The 18,462-nt window shown below is 40.9% G+C and carries 17 protein-coding genes; 4 read left to right on the top strand and 13 right to left on the bottom strand.

Features of this window, described 5'->3' with window-relative positions; genetic code table 11:
- Positions 1–9: 9 nt before the first annotated feature.
- Together WKV44_02555 and thiS are read right to left on the bottom strand one after the other, a co-directional pair.
- Positions 10–1,251 carry a PLP-dependent transferase gene (locus tag WKV44_02555; GenBank protein MEM5947416.1) on the bottom strand — a complete coding sequence of 414 codons (1,242 nt, stop codon included), beginning with the start codon at positions 1,249–1,251 and terminating at the stop codon, positions 10–12.
- Entirely contained in the window at positions 1,251–1,457 is a 207-nt protein-coding gene (gene thiS / locus WKV44_02550) for a sulfur carrier protein ThiS (protein MEM5947415.1), read from the bottom strand. The genes WKV44_02555 and thiS overlap by 1 nt, the downstream gene beginning before the upstream one ends.
- A gap of 239 nt (positions 1,458–1,696) precedes the next feature.
- Between thiS and WKV44_02545 the strand changes: the two genes are divergently transcribed.
- The 3 genes from WKV44_02545 (at position 1,697) to epsC (ending at position 4,627) form a co-directional block, all read left to right on the top strand.
- Positions 1,697–2,548: an FTR1 family protein gene (locus WKV44_02545; protein MEM5947414.1), complete on the top strand. Its 852-nt coding sequence runs from the start codon at positions 1,697–1,699 to the stop codon at positions 2,546–2,548.
- 262 nt (positions 2,549–2,810) lie between these two features.
- A complete protein-coding gene (locus WKV44_02540; protein MEM5947413.1) occupies positions 2,811–3,725 on the top strand; it encodes a patatin-like phospholipase family protein in 915 nt (304 codons plus the stop codon).
- Positions 3,701–4,627 carry a serine O-acetyltransferase EpsC gene (gene epsC / locus WKV44_02535; GenBank protein ID MEM5947412.1) on the top strand — a complete coding sequence of 309 codons (927 nt, stop codon included), beginning with the start codon at positions 3,701–3,703 and terminating at the stop codon, positions 4,625–4,627. The genes WKV44_02540 and epsC overlap by 25 nt, the downstream gene beginning before the upstream one ends.
- A gap of 85 nt (positions 4,628–4,712) precedes the next feature.
- Here the strand turns inward: epsC and WKV44_02530 are convergent, their stop codons facing one another.
- Genes WKV44_02530 through WKV44_02505 form a run of 6 tightly spaced genes read right to left on the bottom strand, consistent with a single transcriptional unit; the run spans position 4,713 to position 11,964 of the window.
- A complete protein-coding gene (locus WKV44_02530; protein MEM5947411.1) occupies positions 4,713–5,417 on the bottom strand; it encodes an SPOR domain-containing protein in 705 nt (234 codons plus the stop codon).
- A 17-nt stretch (positions 5,418–5,434) separates the two neighbouring features.
- Positions 5,435–6,034, bottom strand: coding sequence for a dephospho-CoA kinase (coaE, locus tag WKV44_02525; protein MEM5947410.1), 600 nt, complete (start codon positions 6,032–6,034; stop codon positions 5,435–5,437).
- Positions 6,034–8,754 (bottom strand): DNA polymerase I, encoded by a 2,721-nt coding sequence (gene polA, locus WKV44_02520; protein MEM5947409.1) that lies wholly within the window; start codon positions 8,752–8,754, stop codon positions 6,034–6,036. Before polA ends, coaE begins: the two co-directional genes overlap by 1 nt.
- Positions 8,754–9,227 (bottom strand): flagellar export chaperone FlgN, encoded by a 474-nt coding sequence (flgN, locus tag WKV44_02515; protein MEM5947408.1) that lies wholly within the window; start codon positions 9,225–9,227, stop codon positions 8,754–8,756. The genes polA and flgN overlap by 1 nt, the downstream gene beginning before the upstream one ends.
- Before the next feature lie 22 nt (positions 9,228–9,249).
- Positions 9,250–9,624 (bottom strand): flagellar export chaperone FliS, encoded by a 375-nt coding sequence (gene fliS / locus WKV44_02510; GenBank protein ID MEM5947407.1) that lies wholly within the window; start codon positions 9,622–9,624, stop codon positions 9,250–9,252.
- A gap of 57 nt (positions 9,625–9,681) precedes the next feature.
- Positions 9,682–11,964, bottom strand: a complete 2,283-nt coding sequence (locus WKV44_02505; GenBank protein MEM5947406.1) for a polysaccharide deacetylase family protein — start codon at positions 11,962–11,964, stop codon at positions 9,682–9,684.
- Between the two features lie 592 nt (positions 11,965–12,556).
- Between WKV44_02505 and WKV44_02500 the strand changes: the two genes are divergently transcribed.
- Positions 12,557–13,264 carry a Bax inhibitor-1/YccA family protein gene (locus tag WKV44_02500; protein ID MEM5947405.1) on the top strand — a complete coding sequence of 236 codons (708 nt, stop codon included), beginning with the start codon at positions 12,557–12,559 and terminating at the stop codon, positions 13,262–13,264.
- Between the two features lie 143 nt (positions 13,265–13,407).
- Here the strand turns inward: WKV44_02500 and WKV44_02495 are convergent, their stop codons facing one another.
- From WKV44_02495 to WKV44_02475, 5 genes are all read right to left on the bottom strand, one after another.
- Complete coding sequence (locus WKV44_02495) at positions 13,408–14,436, bottom strand: PASTA domain-containing protein (protein MEM5947404.1); 1,029 nt, start codon at positions 14,434–14,436, stop codon at positions 13,408–13,410.
- The gene (gene fmt / locus WKV44_02490) at positions 14,417–15,370 is read right to left on the bottom strand and encodes a methionyl-tRNA formyltransferase (GenBank protein ID MEM5947403.1); all 954 of its coding nucleotides are present in this window, start codon (positions 15,368–15,370) and stop codon (positions 14,417–14,419) included. Before fmt ends, WKV44_02495 begins: the two co-directional genes overlap by 20 nt.
- On the bottom strand, positions 15,367–15,861 hold the full coding sequence (gene def, locus WKV44_02485) for a peptide deformylase (protein MEM5947402.1): 495 nt from the start codon (positions 15,859–15,861) through the stop codon (positions 15,367–15,369). The genes fmt and def overlap by 4 nt, the downstream gene beginning before the upstream one ends.
- Positions 15,862–16,096: 235 nt before the next feature.
- Positions 16,097–16,657: a redoxin domain-containing protein gene (locus tag WKV44_02480; GenBank protein MEM5947401.1), complete on the bottom strand. Its 561-nt coding sequence runs from the start codon at positions 16,655–16,657 to the stop codon at positions 16,097–16,099.
- A 215-nt stretch (positions 16,658–16,872) separates the two neighbouring features.
- Complete coding sequence (locus WKV44_02475) at positions 16,873–18,414, bottom strand: DUF5312 family protein (GenBank protein ID MEM5947400.1); 1,542 nt, start codon at positions 18,412–18,414, stop codon at positions 16,873–16,875.
- Positions 18,415–18,462: the final 48 nt, after the last annotated feature.

The following is an 18,462-nucleotide window of genomic DNA, read 5'->3' as shown; positions in this document are numbered from 1 at the left end:
ACACCTCTTTTATCCATAAATTTTTATAAATGCATTTTCAAAATCTTCTATTAAATCCTCTGAGTCTTCAATACCTACGGAAACTCTTAATAGCCCCTCGGTAATTCCTGCTCCACGCTTTTCCTCCTCAGAGGCATCTGCATATATTGTAGAAGCAGGATGAATAATAAGTGTCGAAGAATCCCCAATATTGACAATATTTCTAGCTAGCTTAAGAGCCCCAACAAAGGCATAACACTCTTCTTTGCTTTTAAGCTCAAAAGTAAAAAGTCCGCCAAAAAGGCCATCCAGAGTGTTGCAAGCATGAGAATACGATGGATCACTTTTAAGCCCAGGATATCTTACAGAAACTATCTCATCACGCTCGGCAAGAAACTCGGCCAATGCCAGGGCATTATGGCAGTGCTGCTTGATTCTGAGAGGCAGAGTTTCCATTCCCAAATAATGCAAAAACGCATGCATGGGAGAAATAGAAAAACCCATATTCTGTACAACATCTTTTCTCAAAACATACAGCAATGCAAACTCCCCAGCTTTAGAGGCAGCAGAGACAATTGGCTCAGACTTATACTTAGTCCAATCAAAAAGCCCTGTATCAACTATAAGACCTCCAACAACGGTTCCATTACCACTTATATACTTGGTAAGAGAATGCACTGCTATATCAACTCCATGCTTTTGCGGAGAAAATACTCCAGGAGGAGTAAGAGTACAGTCTGCAACAAGAGGCACGCCCTTCTCATGAGAAAGAACAGCTATAGAATCCATATGGGGAACCCCCATGCCAGGGTTACTTATAACCTCAAGAAAAACAAAGTCCACACCCTCTGACAATGCTTTTTCTACAGAAGGAAAATCAAGGGGATCAAAGAACACCGGTACAATTCCTGCTCTTCTAAGTACACCCCTAAAAAGAGCAATGGTACCACTAAAAAGGCCACGCGATAGAGCAACTTTACTTCCAGAAGAAGAAAGGGCAAAGACCAGAGCTGTTATGGCTGCCATTCCAGAGGATACGGCCACAGCACCTCGTGCAGAAACAAAAGAAGAAAATGCTCTCTCAAAGGCAGAAACTGTAGGGTTGCCAATTCGAGAATAGATAAACCCTGCATCTTTTCCAGCAAAAAGTCTTGCAAGTTCTTCCGGATCTTCTTTTTCAAAACCAGCAGAAAAATATACAGGTGGAACACTAGCTCCCCATGCAGGATCTGCATCTCTAAGACTCCTCACAGCTCTGGTCAAAAAGCGCATCAACCGCCTCCCATAAAGTACAAAAACTCAACAGAATCACCATCCTGTACACTGGTCTCAGAATAAAGATTACGTCTTATGATTGTACCATTGAGTTCTACTGTAACCGTGTCAGGCATTTTGACATTATGAGCCTCAAGAAGCTCCTCCACTGTCATATGTGCCACGGAGAAAGACTCATCCTTGCCATTTATTTTTACTGTCATATGCACCTCTTAAACCTATTAAACATATAGGATTTATTTAAAAAAATAATACTAAGACTTACCCTTTTTGTCAAGCAAAAAAGTAATCTTTTAACAGAAAAAAACATCAAAATATATCGGGAATTTTTATCATAATTAGCCATAAATATTGATATAAAAAACAATGTTTTATATATTAAACATAATACAAACATAATACAAACATAATACAAACATAATATACATATCATGGAGGAATCATGTTAGCTTCTTTTATTGTCATGTTTAGAGAGGTTCTGGAAATTGCTCTTCTTTCTGGTATCCTAATCACATATCTGGATAGAAAGGGTGCAGGGCAGTATAAAAATCTAGTCTGGTCTGCAATAGCAATGGGAATAGCACTGAGCATACTGCTTGCCATGGGGTTTGATGTTCTTGCGGGTGGTTTTACAGGTAAATCAGAGCAGATTTATGAGGGCATTTTAATGATAGCAGGTGCTATACTCGTAACAAGTCTGATTCTCTGGATGATCAGGGAAGGGAATTATGCAAAAAAACTTACATCGCAGATAGAGAGGGCAATTGATAAAAAGGCTGTTATGGGGATATTTTCTATAACCCTTATTGCTGTACTTAGGGAGGGCATAGAAATTGTTTTCTTTATGTACGGTGTTGCAGCAAAAGCCCAAGGTGGTATGATTATCGGAGCTGTTTTGGGTACGATTCTTGCAATAGCAGCAGGAATAATTATAAATATAGCTGGTAAAAGAATCGGTCTTTACGGCTTTTTTATGGTAACCAACATTATACTAATTCTTTTTGCAGCAGGTATGCTGTCTTACGGCGTTCATGAGTTACAGGAAGCTGGAATTATTCCTACGGTAATAGAGCATGTGTATGATATCAATCCTCCTGTAGTTACAGAGGGGGTATATCCGTTATTGCATGAGAAAGGGGCTTTGGGAAGCATTGCAAAAAGTCTCTTTGGTTATAATGGTAATCCGTCCTTAATAGAAAGTCTGACATATGTAATCTATCTTATTTCCGTAGGATTTTACTGGAAGAGAAGTACCCACGAAAAAAATGATAATAAGAAGGTGACTGCAAACTAGGTGTTTATATTATTTTTATACTTGTAAGCCAATGGATAATATACCGGTAATGTATGAGAAATCGCACTTTGCCAGTTTTTATTATTTTTTGTTCTGTATCCATATCCAACCGTGGTATTTTTATAGTCAGAGTTTAGTACTTTTTGTGCCAGAGGCAGCCTGATACGCTTTGCGTATCAGGCGTTCGGTATAAGGGACTTTTGTTTCAGAGGATTGCTTGACAGTATTTTTCTTCTTAACTAGCTTAGTAGAAGGAGGCTTTATGAGATGGGCTCTTGTTTTATCCGGCGGTGGCGCAAAGGGGTTTGCACATATTGGCGTGCTTAAGGCTCTAGAAGAACTTGGTATGCGTCCCAACTTGATTGTGGGAACATCTATGGGAGCTATTGTAGGGGGGTTGTATTGCAGCGGCATGAGTGTAAATGAGCTTGAGGAGTTTGCACGGAACTTTGATATAGATGCTTATCTGGAGGGTTTTGCATACCATGTGCCGGACACTATACCCTTTATCAATATTGTGCGTGCCGGTGAAGCAATCAAGAATCTTATGACTTCCACTGGTATGGATGGTGGCAGAAAGCTCTATGAGCTTTTTAAAAAGCTTACGCATGATGCAAAAATTGAGGAGCTTAAGCCTTCTTTCTGCTGTAATGCTCTGGACCTTGTTTCAGGTGAGCAGAGAATTTTTGACTCCGGCTCTCTTGCGGATGCAATGAGGGCAAGTATGTCTTTCCCGGGAATTTTTTCTCCATGGGAGATAGATGGCGGGCTTTTTGTGGATGGAGGTATTGTGGATAATATGCCTGTCTGGGCTGCCCGTAAAAAGGGGCACACACATGTCATCGGTGTAAATGTTTCTCCTCACGAAGGAATAGACAGAGAACATATAAAAAAGGGGCTTGATGTCATAATGCGCTCCCTGGTACTTGTAAGTACGCGCATACCTAGACATATTTTTAATGTCGCGGATCTTGAGATCGTTGCTTCTGATGCGACTTCTCAATTTGACTTTGGTAATCCCGATAAGCTTATAAAGCTTGGTTACGAGAAAACAATGGAGAAGAAAAAGGAAATCAGGATGCTTGTAAGACCAGGGTTGGGTAGACTCCTAAGCGGACCTAATACCATCACAAGATATATAAGGAAGAAACTATGGGAACCAGACTGGAAAAAATAATAAATAAACTGAGAGAAAGCTATAAAAATCAGAGAGGTATAAACTACAAAGATGACTGTAATCTTCCATCTAGAAGTAGTGTCATAAGGATTTTACAGGATATAGAAAATCTCATTTTTCCCGGGTTTCGACTGGAGTCAGAAATAGAACACAGAAGTCTGCGTTTTTCCATACAGGAACACTCAGCAAGGCTATTAAAAAACCTCATAACAGAAACAGCAAAAAGCCTCGCCTTTAAAGAAAGACTTGAAAACCAATCGGATAATATATGTACAAGTCCTGCAGAACACATGGAGAAAGCAGAAGAACTGGCATACGCTTTTCTGGAAGCTCTGCCAGAAATAAGACAGCTCATACTAGAAGATGTCGCTGCAACACAGGAAGGAGACCCAGCCGCCAAGTCACAAGAAGAAGTAATCCTGTCGTATCCGGGAGTAGAAGCCCTTGCGGTTCATAGAGTAGCCAACTATCTATGGAACAGACAAATCCCGCTCATTCCCAGGATGATGTCAGAATACATACACGGAAAAACCGGTATAGACATACATCCAGGAGCCACAATAGGAAAAAGGCTCTGCATAGACCACGGGACAGGCGTAGTAATAGGAGAAACAACAATAATAGGAGATAACGTAAAGATTTACCAGGGTGTAACACTTGGTGCACTCAGCGTAAAAAAAACAGAAGCAGACACCAAGAGACACCCTACAATAGAAGACAACGTAACAATATATGCAGGAGCAACCATACTAGGAGGAACCACAGTAATAGGCCATGACTCGATAATAGGAGGAAACGTCTGGCTTACAAGCTCCGTTCCGCCTCACAGTAAGATATACAACCAGCCATCAAAATATATCATAAAACCGGGAAAAGAAGATCCACACGATTTTCAAATATAACAACAAACCGAACGGGCTGTCCTACTGGACAGCCCTTTTTAAAACAGGACTCTAGCGGCCCTGTAACCCCCAAAACAATCAGAAACTATGATTTCTTGTAAACAAGAGAAACATAACTCTTTTCATATCCCTTTATATTATGAACAACAGCAAGAAACTTTTCTGCCTCACTCTTATTGCTGTAAGGCCCCAGTCTTACTCTATAATAAACCGTATTATCCACGGTTTTAGTAAGAATCCTGCAAACTATACCCTTTGCCCGCAACTCTTCCACAACAGTCTCAGCTTTGGAGCGAGAAGTGAAAGATGCGATCTGTATCCAATATTCCTTGGATACAGTTGCCGGAGCAACGGTAGGAGCAGGCTTTACTGCAGCCTTTACCGTAGGACGGGGAGTAGGAGATGGCTTGGACGCAACAGCCTTATTACCATCCACATTGTTGCTTGGCTTTTCCCTTTCGGAAGAAGAAGCAGAATCCGCAGAAACCTTAACATCGGAAGAAATGCCGGTCTTATTATCAGCTGTCTCACCGTATATAGTATCCACAGCAATAAAACCATCACCAACAGGCTCTTCTCCTTCCAAAAGCCCAGGCAGTTCCTCACCCTTCTTTATAGTAGAAAACAAGTCAACACTAGCCCTACTATCCTCTGCCTTAGCACCCGCAGAAACAACACTTACAGAAGAATCGTCTTTTGCAGGATAAAGCCATAACACAGCAACAACAACTATCACAAGCAAAAAAACACTGACACCGACAAGTACAACAAGAATCTTCTCTTTATCCATAAAACCAAGCTCCTAACTTACAATCCCCATAGAGCAATAACCCTATCAAGCTTTTCAACCAGCCTCTTTTTACCCCAGTTATTGCTTATATACTTTGTATCGACATCAGGTAAAAAAAATTGAGAATATAAATTTCGCTGAGATTTAAAAATCCCCAATATTCGGGATAGAGAAAAACCATCTCGCCTTATAAGCCTAAAAAAACGAATCGGAACTACAGCTTTTACGATCAGAAGATGAGAACAAACATCAGCAAGCCCCAGTTTGATTAAAAGCGCAGCATCCAAAACGACCCCACCGTTATTTTTAGAAACAATAGCTATAGCTCTTTTACTTATATAGGGATGTACAATGGATTCCAGTTTGGCAAGTTCATGAACAGAAGAAAAAACAATTTTACCCAATTTTCTTCTGTCTACAATGCCATCGCAGACAACACCATTTCCAAAAGCATTCTCTATATCCTTTGCTTTCTTTTCAAGAGCCTCATGCCCCAGACCGTCCACATCGATATAGACATATCCAAGCCTCTCTGCCAAAAAGCGTGCTATAGTGCTCTTCCCGCATCCGGCAGGTCCCGTGATACCTATTACAGGACGGGTAAATACAGACTTCATTAGTGCATCTGTCCCCAATTTTTACCTGATTCTACATTAACCCTAAGAGGCACCGACAGCTTTACTACGGACTCCATACAGGATTTTATAGCCCTCATTGTGACATCGCACTCTTCTTCTGGGACCTCAAAAACTAGTTCGTCATGCACCTGCAAAAGCATTCTGGCAGACAAACCCTTCTCCTTTAGGAGCTTCTCTATCTCTATCATGGCTTTTTTTATGATATCCGCACCGGACCCCTGTATGGCAGTATTTACAGCCATTCTCTCTGCTGCCATCTTCTGTGTCTTATTCTTGCTATTGATATATGGGATTCTTCTTCTTCTACCCATTATGGTTTGAGAATACCCCTGTTCCTCTGCCTCTCTGATAACCTTTTCTATAAAAGCCTTGATACCGCTGTATTTTTCAAAATATGCACTTATAAAATCAGCAGCATCCTTTCTAGGAATCCCAAGCTCCCGTGCCAAGCGAAAAGCAGACATCCCATACATAACACCAAAATTTATACTCTTGGCTATACGACGCTGTTCCACACTGACTTCCTCTACAGGAACAGAAAAAAGTAGAGAAGCCGTTGCCCTGTGGACATCCTCCCCATCAATAAAAGACCTGCATAATCCTTGATCCTGTGACAGATGAGCAAGTATAACAAGCTCTATTTGAGAATAATCAGCACTTATAAAAACAAAACCATCATCGGGAACAAAAGCCTCACGTATCCTACGTCCCTCCTCCGTCTTGATTGGAATATTCTGTAAATTGGGATCCTTACTTGATATACGCCCTGTGGCAGTACCTGTCTGGCCATACCAGGTATGTATGCGACCAGTAACAGGATTTATCAGAGAAGGAAGAACATCAACATAAGTATTCTTAAGCTTAAACAGACTCCTGTATTCCAGAATAAGACGTGGGAGCTCATCAATGCCTGCCAGTTCTTCCAACACCGATATATCCGTAGAATAACCGGTCTTAGTTTTTTTGGTAGGAGTAAGTCCTCTTTCCTCAAAAAGCACAATCTGGAGTTGTTTTGTGGAGTTGATATTAAACTCATGGCCAGCACAAGCATATATAGTTTTCTCAATATCCTTTAGCTTTTCATCCAATTCTACAGAAAATTTTCTCAAGCTGTCCGCATCAAGACGTATACCTCTACTCTCCATATCTGTGAGCAACTTGAGGATAGGCATCTCTATATCATAAAAGATGTCAACAAGACCTTCCTTGAGCAGCTCCTTTTCCAGTACCTCATACAGCCTAAAAGTTACATCCGCATCCTCCGCGGCATAAGATGTAGCAATATCAAGTGGTACAGAAGAGAAATCGCTTCCTTTCTCCACAACATCCGTATAATGAAGCGTTTTCCAACCGAGATAACGTTCTGCAAGGAAATCCATGCCAAAATTTCCGCTCTCCGCATCAAGCACCCATGCAGCAACCATAGTATCAAAAAAAGGCCCGGACAAATCCAACCCCCATCTTCTTAAAACATGCAGATCAAACTTGATATTTTGGCCTATAATAAGTGCATCACAAGAGGAAAAAGCCTTCCTCAAGCCGGCAAGCACAAAAGAATTATCAAGACAATCCGTATCGGGTGAAACAATAGGAAGATAATAGGCATCCCCTGGAGAAAACGCAAAAGAAATACCCACGATATTGGCAGAAAAAGGATCGGCAGAATCTGTCTCGGTATCAAGAGCCAGCAAAGAGACTGACTTTATCTTCTCACAAAGTGTATCAAACTCCACCCCGCTTATAACAGAGACATAAGAACCTCTTACATCTTCTTCATTGGAAATTAAAGAAGCAGTTTCCTTATCAGCCTTATCTGTACCGGAAGAAACCCCAAAAAGCTCTCTGTAATCAAGAATAAGACTCTTAAGCTCATGAGACTCAAAAAGAGCCTCAACCCTATCAGGCCTGCCTTTACCTATCTTAAGATCTTCTATTCCAACATCTATATCAACATCCGTTTTTATGGTAGCCAACTCCCTGCTAAGATATGCTCGTTCCTTACCCTGAGAAAGCTTTTTTTCTATTGAGGGACTCATCTCATCAAGATGCGCATATATATCATCCATGTCCCTGTATAAAGACAAAAGCCTTGCAGCCCCTTTCTCTCCTATCCCTTCCACTCCGGGGATATTATCAGAAACATCCCCAACAAGTGCAAGATAATCTATAATCTGCTCAGGACTTACTCCCCATTTTTCTTTGACAGCATCTGAATCCATAAGCCTAAAATTATCTTTTTCCATGCGGATAATCCTGACACCTCTTGTAACAAGCTGTGCAAGGTCTTTATCACTGGAAACCACATAACAATCGTGCCCCGCTTCTTCTGCTCTCACGGACAGAGTTCCCATTATATCATCAGCTTCATAGCCATCAAGACGTACACAGGAGAAACCCATCTCTGCCAAAATATCCTCTATCAGAGGAATCTGAGCATGCAAATCCTCGGGAGTCTTCTGTCTTGTGGCCTTATATTGAGCAAAAATCTGTTCTCTGAAAGTAGGCGTTTTAGAATCAAGTATGATACCGCAATACACAGGAGAATATTCTCTGATAAACCGAAATAACATCTTAAAGAAACCAAAGATAGCAGAAGTATTTCTACCGTCTCTGGTCCTAAGCGGATTGCGTATAAACGCAAAATAAGCACGATATATAAGCCCGTAGGCATCTATAAGAAAAACCGGTTCTTTTTTCATCAAGTAAGAATATCAACCATTCCGCTCTTTTGTGAAGCACTGAAAACATTCTTTCTAAACCTAGGAATATTAAGATTTGCTATTTTTTCCTTGAGAACATCCATCTGTAATCTAAGCAATCTTCTGTTCTCATGGTTATGTGCAAGAGCCTTTTCCTTGAGACTTTCTATGGACTCATCAAGCTGCTCTATCTCCATATTGCCCGCAGGGAAAGCAGCCTTATACATATCCTTAAGAGGACTTATCACCTTTTGAAATGCAAAAATATCTTTCAGAAGCTTATGTTCCATTTCAACATGCAGCTCTAGTCTTTCAACATCACCAGAAGTTATGGCATCCTCTTCTCTGTCAAGCAAACTGAGATAAGCCATAAAATGCTCTCTCTGCTTTACAAGATAAGATCGCAATTTCTTTAGAACTGCAACTCTGTGTTTTATTTCTTCATCAGATACTGGAACATAAGCCGTATTCACCTCAAACTCCTGTAACCAAGTATTACTTTATAACCTGCGCCCAAGCTCCTCTGAGAGATGCAAGCATATCACGCACCTTTCTTAGCGGCTCAATATCTTTTCTGACATTGGCATCTGTAAGTTGCTCGTCAAAAAACAGATACAGGCTCAGGAGATTACTCGCCAGCTCACCGCCCTTCTCCATATCCAAAGAAGCAGCAAGCTCGGTTACAATATCCTGTGCCTTGATAATAGCATTATGAACCTTATCAAGCTGTCGTGTCTTCTGCTCAAGAAGCTCTATGGCACTATCAATATTTCTTATGGCCCCATCATAGAGCATAATAATCAGTTTTCCCTGACTTGCAGTCTTGATTGATGTCTGCTTATACGCATTAATAGCGTTATTGGCTTTCAAGGCAACACCCCTCTATTAATAAAATATCGGTATCCAACTGATTTTTCTAAAGAAAAATCAGCGTGCATGTTCCAGCAATTCAGAAACAGTAGCAAAACGGTAGCCACGCTCAATAAGTGCATTGATAAGCACCTCAAGTCGTGTAAAAAGAAAATCTTCCCTCCGCCTCATTATATCCTTCTCATCTGGTCTTCCTACTGTCATAGCAATTATGGAACCAGGCCTTTTTATACGTATTATCCTCTCTACAAGATTTGCAGCCGGAGCATACAATCTGGAAATCCCATCAGAACTAAAACGCGGCACCCAGTCCAGACTATCAACATCAGCTCCAACATAAGTATAATTCATCTCAGAAGCAGCAGAGAGAATATCCTCTCTAACAAAATAATAAGGTGCATGCCACAATAAGGCAAGCTCTTTGCCTGTTACAGAAAAATATTCATCCTCATTTCTGGCAAGCCCTTGCTGTATAAACCCCTCCGATACGGAGAACCTAGTATCGGACATATCAAAGTTGGTATAAAAAAGAGACCCAACCTCCACAGAAGCTGCCGCAATCTCTCTGCAAGCTCCGGGATTTTCCCTGATAAAATCGCCGTTAACAAAAAAAGTAGCCGTTATATTATACTTCTTTAAAACTTCAAGAATCTCCGTGAGGCCCTCCGCAGAAGATACTGCATTAAACACAAGAGCAACCTCCCTGCCTCCTCTCAATCTAGACCCATGAGTAAAGTGAGAAAAATCTATAGGCTCGTCTTGAGACGGAAAATCCTCATATTCTCCGGAAGGCCCGGAGAAAAGAAGCTCAGTCCCCACCCCTCTCATATTTCTCATCTTTATAATATTTTTATACGGACCCGCCGGCAAATCTTCCAAATATACTCTGTATGCATCTGTAGACTTTACAGGCAAAGCAGTATCAAAGGCAGAAAAAGAACGCCAGGTAGAAGTCGCCTTGTCCCAACCCCAAACATAATCGGAAGAAGAAAGAAGAGGCCTGTAATCGCTTATGTAAAAACCCATTTTCTCCGGTTGAGAAAAACATAACACCTGCTTAAGATTGCCTTTTCTATCATAAAGTACGGTAGTATAAGCGCCACCTACAACAAGCTCATCACCGGCCCATACCATTGATACAGGAGAATCATGTTCAAAAGAAGCAAGCTCCCGCCATTCATCATAAGAGAGAATATGCACAATAGACCCCGTGGAATAAGCTAGATATTTATCATCAGAAGAAACCGCCCACACATCAGGCTGTTCCTCCCTGCTCTTAAAAGCAGAATCTGTCCCTGCAAGCATCCACATAATACGCGTATTAATCTTACCGTCCGATATACCCCTTATAAATATACTCAACTTACCATCATCCCCCCAGATAATATCTGCTAGATACTCACTCCTGGGAAGGAGAAGATATGGCTGCTGCAACTCGGAAGAAGAAAAATCCTCGTCACTAAGCGGATACATAAAAATATTCCTTCCACTTCTTGATATGAGAATATATTTTTGCTCAGGACCAATCCAAAAACGATCAAAATTACCGTCAAAGTGAAAAGGGATTTTGCCTGCTATTCTGCCAACCTTGACAACTCCGTAATAAAAAGCATGAGTATAAAGCTCTTCTGGCAGAAAAGAAGTCACAACAGTTCCTTCCACATAATATAAAAGCCCGTTAGAACCCCAAAAAATATTTCTGATAGTCCCCTTGCCTATACGTCTTCTGGCAGTATCAAGGAGCCTACCATCCTTCCACTGTGATATGGGGAAATAATAAAGATTATTATCCGCATGATATATAAACATGGAGCTGTCCGGTGACCATACAACCGGAATCTCCTTATAAGAAAGCTCAACCTTTTCTGCAACAACAAGCTCACTACCTGAGGAAACATCAAGAAGAACAAGATTGGCAAAAGCAGGACTGATAGGCCGAAAACGCACAAGAAACTTACCATCGGGAGATACCGACACAGGCAGAACAGCCGTCGTATAAATATCAGCACCGCTAACAAAGGAATCAAAACCGGGAACAGGCTGCATATCAGGACTGTCCAAGCGCGTCCTAAACATACCAAAACGATTATAAACCTGCAGCATACCTGCTTCTTTTAGATACAGCAGTGACTCAGGAAAAAAAGTAAGCTGAGTCAGCTTTTTACTATCAAGCTCTGCATAAAAAGCAGTCCTATAAGTACCATAAGATGGAACATCCAGAATAGCAGTAAAAAGGACAGTATTAACCGGAGAGAGCAAAAGCTCAGAAAACTCAACCTCACCCGCAAAAACAAAAAAAGTGAGCCCAAACAATACAAAAAAAGACAATAATTTGCGCATCAGTCCTAGTTTCGGCAAAACAGACTCAGAGATTGAGCAGGAGGACAGATAGTTTTTGCAAGCCATAAAAACACCCCTAACATAAAAACAATAAAAACATATTACAACACAATAAAGCAAAACAACAGATTAAAAACTGAACGGCAAAACTGCAATTACAAAGCCAAACTATAGCAGATGCAGTTTTGCCTGCCTACGGCACAAACAAAGTCAAAAAACTCTAATATCTCTATTTTTGCAAAAATAAAAATGAAATCAACAATGGTTTTTATATAAAACAAAAAAACTGTATAAAATAGATAAAAAAACATGCCATATAAATACAAAACCATTTTTTTTTATAAAAAAACCAATACTTTTCTTAAAAAACATTTGACCTGAGGACAAAACAGGGATACAATAAAAAAAGCTTCCGATAGAGAGGAGGTAACCTACCGGAAGCTTCCAAAAGAGCAAGGAGGGTAGGAGAGCAAACAGCTCTCCTTTTTTTATGTCTATATAAAAAACCACCTTACACTATAAAGGTTACAGCACTATGTAACTTTTTTCAAAAAATATGTATATTATATAAAAAAATAGTACAGGAGGAACTATGATAGAAAACAATAATTTGCTAACGACAAGTGAAGCAAAAGGCAATATGCTGTCAAAGACTATGTCCAACATATACCTGTTTATGGCAGCAGGACTTGCGCTTACCGGTGTGGTTTCCTTTGCAGTACTCAACAATGAGCCTCTATTAAGAACCATATTAACCAACCAGTTTCTTTTCTTTGGACTGATTATTGCAGAACTTGCAGTGGTAGTGATACTTAGCACAAGCATACATAAAATGACCCCTATGGGAGCAACCATAGCTTTTGCAGCATATTCCGTGCTCAATGGTATCACTCTCAGCCCCATATTTCTGATATACACAGGAGAGAGTATAGCAACTACATTCTTTGTCACAGCAGGCACATTTGCCGGTGTAAGTCTATTCGGTTATGTTACCAAAAAAGATCTTACAGGTGTGGGAGCAATTGCTGGTATGGCTCTATGGGGGCTGATACTTGCCAGCATTGTCAACCTTTTTCTCAGAAGCTCTACATTGATGCTTATAACTTCCTATGTGGGTGTTGTAATTTTTGTTGCACTCACAGCATATGACACACAGGCTCTCAAACGAATGGCAGAAGAAATGGATATGTCTGATGAATCCACCTTTGTTAAGTTCTCCATAATTGGAGCACTCAAACTTTATCTTGATTTTATCAACTTGTTTCTTATGCTTCTAAGAATAATGGGAAGACGCAGATAAGAATTGCAATTATTGCAATATAATCGAGGTACGGAGCTATATTCCATACCTTTTTACTTTCCCCTTACAGCAGAAACTCAGTATAACATTTTTGCTTATAAAAAAGCGCAGTGCCTTGGCACTGCGCGTTCGGTATAATGTTTTTATTTTGTTACTACTTGCTCTGTCATTTTCTGTTCGTAGACATACAGGATAATTTTGTCCCCTGCTTTTAACAGATATGGAAAGGATATTCTTCCTCCCGGATGTTTGAGTTCAAATAGTGTGCTTACAAGTCCGTTGGAGGATTCCACATCTACCCGCAAATCCACAGCTACAGGATAGGAAGGTAGTGTGTAGTCAAAAAATCCGGGATACAGCGAGCCTTTTCTCTTTGGCATGACAAACTTGAGATTAACTCTGCTTCCAACTGCAAGTTTTTTACCCGGCTCAGGGCTTTGCTCCGTTATTATTCCAGGCTCCACATCAGCCTCACCTCCGGACTCAGCCTCAGTAAATATAAAAGGAAGGTTGAGCACTGAAAGCTCAGATATGGCATAACTGTAGCTTTTTCCCACAAGATTGGGAATCTCTACTGTTTGTGGAGCATTGCCCCGGCTCAGTACAAGCTCGAGTTCCATTTTGCCTGTTACGGGAGTACCAGGCTCCGGCTTCTGCTCTATTACGGTATCAGGAGGTTGGTCGCTATAAACATAGGTAATAGGTTCTTTTATGCTTATGAGAGGCTCATACGGAGCAAACATGCTCTTTAACTCCAGAGCCACCTCATCCAAGGTTTTGCCCCTAAAATCCTTAACTTTATCGACAACAGCTCCAAGGCTGACAACAAGCCTTATTTCCTTCTTTGCCTGCACAGTAGCCCCGGGAGCAGGTGATTGTTCTAGAACTTTGCCTTTTGTTTCGGGATCAGAAGAGTATCTGAGCTCCACATGCGGATAAAGCTGATATTTCTGAAGCGTGACAACTGCTTCTATAAAATCTTTTCCTTCCAGTTCTGGAACCAGTATTTCCTCCGGGGATTGTATAAGAAGAAAAAAAACAGAAAGAGCAACTATTCCCATAAGGAACACGAGAAATAAACTACCATAAATAAAAAAAGAGAACCATTTTTTTGCAGGCTCATCTGCAGATTTTGGAATAGAGTTTTTTACTTTATCTATTATTTGTTTCATCGGGGCCTCCAAGTTTTTTCCCTGTAAGGTCAGGCATGCCGTTTATAAAGTCCTTATATACCAGCGGTTTTTTTGCTCTGCGCTGCAGCTTAAGAAGAGATAAAAGGCCTTTTCCGGTTTGTACCAGAATTCCCTGTTTTCTGTCCATACCCACTATGGTGCCAGGCTCATAATCCGTATCTTCTTCTGGAAGAGGTCTAGCCTCAAGTATCTGGAGTTCTTCTTTATCCAAAAAAGTATAGGCTCGTGGCCAGGGAATAAAGGCTCTAACCATGGCATCTATCATGAGAGAAGACTCATTCCAATCTATTAGGCCATCCTCTTTGCTAAGCAGCCTGCAATATGTAGCCTTGCTCTCGTCCTGAGCAACACTCTTTGCCTTGCCATCTTCCATAAGCCTCAAAGCATCCGCAAGAAGCTCTGCTCCCCTGAATGATGCCCACTCAGTAAGCTCAGCCGTAGTCTCAGTAAAATCAAGCTTTCTTTTTTCCTGCAATATTATATCACCACTATCCATCTTAAGAGCAAGCTTCTGGACAGTAATACCTGTCTCACTGTCTCTGTTTAAAATAGCAAAAGGGATGGGCGCAGGACCTCTATACAGAGGGAGTAAAGACGGATGTACATTTACTCCTCCCATAGGAAAAAGAGACAAAAACTTGGGACCAAAAATCTTCCCATAAGCCACAACTGCAAGCACATCCGGCTTAAGTGCAGAGACCTCAGTCCTTGCATCGGCATCCAATCTGAAAGGCGTAAGTACCCTGAGTCCCAATTCCAAAGCCTTCTGTTTTACGGGAGAAGGTTTAAGCTGCCGCCCCCTGCCTGCGGGTGCATCAGGATTGGTCAATACTCCGACAACATCAAAACAGGACGCAAGCTTCTCAAGAGAAGGCAGGGCAAAAGAAGGAGTACCGGCAAAGAGGACCCTCATTTTTCTCCTCTTGCCATCTGTTTAAAGAACATATTCTCAAGCCTAGAGCGCTTTTTGGAAGGAAGTCTGTCAAGAAAAAGCACACCGTTGAGATGATCATACTCATGCTGGATAACACGTGCAAGAAAGCCATCTGCCTCCAGCTTAAAAGGCCTACCGCGCAAATCCCAAGCCTGTACTTCTATCTTAGCTGGCCTTACAACATCCGCATAAATTCCGGGAATACTCAGGCAACCTTCTTCATAAGCAGAAAGCTCGGGAGAAGTAGAAATAATCTCAGGATTGATAAAAACCCTTGGCTCATCATCTGGAGCATGGCATATAAAAAAACGCTGGCTTATACCTACCTGCGGAGCAGCAAGTCCAACACCACGTGCAGAATTCATCACATCAAACATGCTCTCAACAATACGGGAAAGCCCTTCATCAATATCGGGCACAAGAGTAGCCTTCTGCCTCAGAACATCATCACCCATATAACGCAAATCCATAAACAACTCCTGTTTAAATAGTACAAAAAACAAAGAATTAAGACAATAAAGTCACAAAACCATATACCGAACGGCAAAATCGCATCAGATCAAGCAATATACGGTTTTGTCTGCCTGCGGCTGTAACAAGCAACCTTATCATGCAGTTAGACACAAAAAAACAGGGCTGCCTTAAAAAAAGACAGCCCCAAGGTCATAAGACCCCTACTAACAGCTATACCTTATTATATACCTCTTAGATTTTTCCAACAAGGTCGAGTCCGGGCTTGAGAGTCTCCTTGCCTGGTTTCCAGCTTGCAGGACACACCTCACCATGCTGTTCTACAAACTTTGCAGCCTGCAGTTTTCTCAGAAGCTCCTCCGCACTGCGGCCTATACCCAGATCATGAATCTCATAAGCTTTGAGAATACCTTCTGGATTGATAAGAAAACTACCGCGTAATGCAAGCCCCTCTTCCTCGATATACACACCAAACTGCCTTGATATCCTACCGGTAGGATCAGCCACCATGGGAAACTTGATTTTTGCAATTGTCGGAGAATCGTCATGCCAAGCCTTATGCACATACTCTGTGTCTGTACTTACTGAGAGAATCTCTGCACCCTCATGCACAAACTTATCATAGTAGTCAGCAAGCTCGCCCAACTCCGTTGGACATACAAAAGTAAAATCAGCGGGATAAAAGAAAACAACAACCCACTTTCCCCTATAATCTTCTAGGCTTATCTCCTTAATTTGCTCGTTCTGATAAGCCTTTGCAGTAAAGCTTTCTACCTTCTGTCCAATCTTTACCATATCATTCACCCCTTTCATACAATGAGATATTACAAAAAAAGTAATATATTTTTATAAAATTGTCAAATTATATTATATTAGTAATAATATAATATATAAAATACAAGGCTTTTTCTGTCTAGTTCCAAAACCAAGATAGAAGTGAGAAAAGCTATACTTTGCCGAGGGCAGTTAGGAACGAGCTGTGCGAGTTCCTAACGTTCGATATAAAATATTTATTTTTTTACAAACAGTTGCAGGATCTTTATAAAATAGTAGATTTTTTTATAAACATCGACCATCGTGTCGCGGATTTCTCCATCGTAGGCGTTTTCTACTTCCCGCCAATTGACAAGCACCTGCTTCCCCTGTGCTTGATGGTCTTCTATGAGGCTCTTGAGTATTTTCCCTATTGCTATGAGGTTCTGAGCTGTTTCTATTATGATTTGTCGTACTTTCTCGTTTATCTCATCGAGGTATTGTCTTAGAAACCGTTTTGCAGCTGGTTCTTTGCTTACTCTATTGAGATAATGCTTGATTTTTGTGCCGCGCTCGCCTTCTTCCCCCAGTGATTCGTCCAAGGCGACTACCTCCTGAGATATGTCCATAACTCTGTAATAGGCTTCTGATAGCTGCTGGGAAACCTGCGGGGTTGTCCATTGTCCGCGGACTATGAGGAGTTCTATTATTTCTCTCACTGAGCTCTTATAATAATCAAGAAGAAAGGCTTTGAGATAATTAAATGGTTCTGTATACAGATATGTCCCCAGGCTGTGTTTTAAAAACTGAGCAGAACCTGTATCTGTATAGTATTTGCTTCTGGCTATTATGTTGGTGTTAAAAACCAGCTTTAATAGCTGTTCAAGCTGGGCCTTTTTTCTCTCTTTTTTTAGCTGTCCCAGAGCCTTTTCTGCCTCGTTCTTTATTTCTTCCAGAACGCCCTCAACTATATCCTGCTTGCTCACAAGCATTGGAACTGAAAACGAGGGATTTTTATCTATATGCCGGATTATAAGCGTAAGGATATCACTGCGTTTTATAGCAAGAAGCGCATTATACATTCTCTGCCATGTCCTGATATCAACAATCTCCATACCTTTATAGAGTTTAAAAATAGCAAAAACATCGGAAAAATCCATGGCAGGGTTAAAAGGCGTTATAAGATGGGCAAAATCCTTGAGATCTTCGCTGATATATTCCGCATTAATAGGCTCAAAACGCGGAGTAAAATTAAAACCCCTCTCGGGAAGTGCGGAGTCAAACTTGCGCAGAAGAAAATAATAGTCAAACTTTATAAAGCCTACAAAGTACATCATTGTCTCATAGACTGTATTGATTCTCTCAATAAGCTCCGGCCCAAAAACCCCGTATATATCCGCAAGGGTATTATGTACCTCCAATGCAACCTCTTCCAATCCTTTTTCTCTTGCCTTTGACTTTATCACCTCCGGGTCCAGAGAAGCAAAGAGTTCTCTTTTGTTCTCAGGAACAAAGTACTCTATTGTTATATGTCTAAGAGCCTTGGAATTCTCTGCATGCTGAAGTATGGTCTGGGCAGGGCCTATCACCCTGTAAACCTGGAAAAAAAACTGTGCAAACTGAGGCAGCATTTCTCCTGTCTTTGGGTTATAAAACTTGTACCTGCTTTTTTTTATAGACTTGGCTATATTCTTAAGCTCACGCTTTCTTGCCCTGACAGGATCATTAGCAGAAAAGAACAAATCGAGAAGTCTTGCAAAAAAGCCGTGAGAAACCTCACCCTTTGATTCTTGTGGCATATCTATATAGTATGGTAAAATATGCCCTACTGTCAACGAAATAGTTTT

The sequence above is a fragment of the Spirochaetia bacterium 38H-sp genome (assembly GCA_039023545.1).
In the GTDB taxonomy this organism is placed as follows: Bacteria; Spirochaetota; Spirochaetia; order Winmispirales; family Winmispiraceae; genus Rarispira; species Rarispira pelagica.
This window is presented reverse-complemented; position numbering and strand designations above follow the sequence as displayed.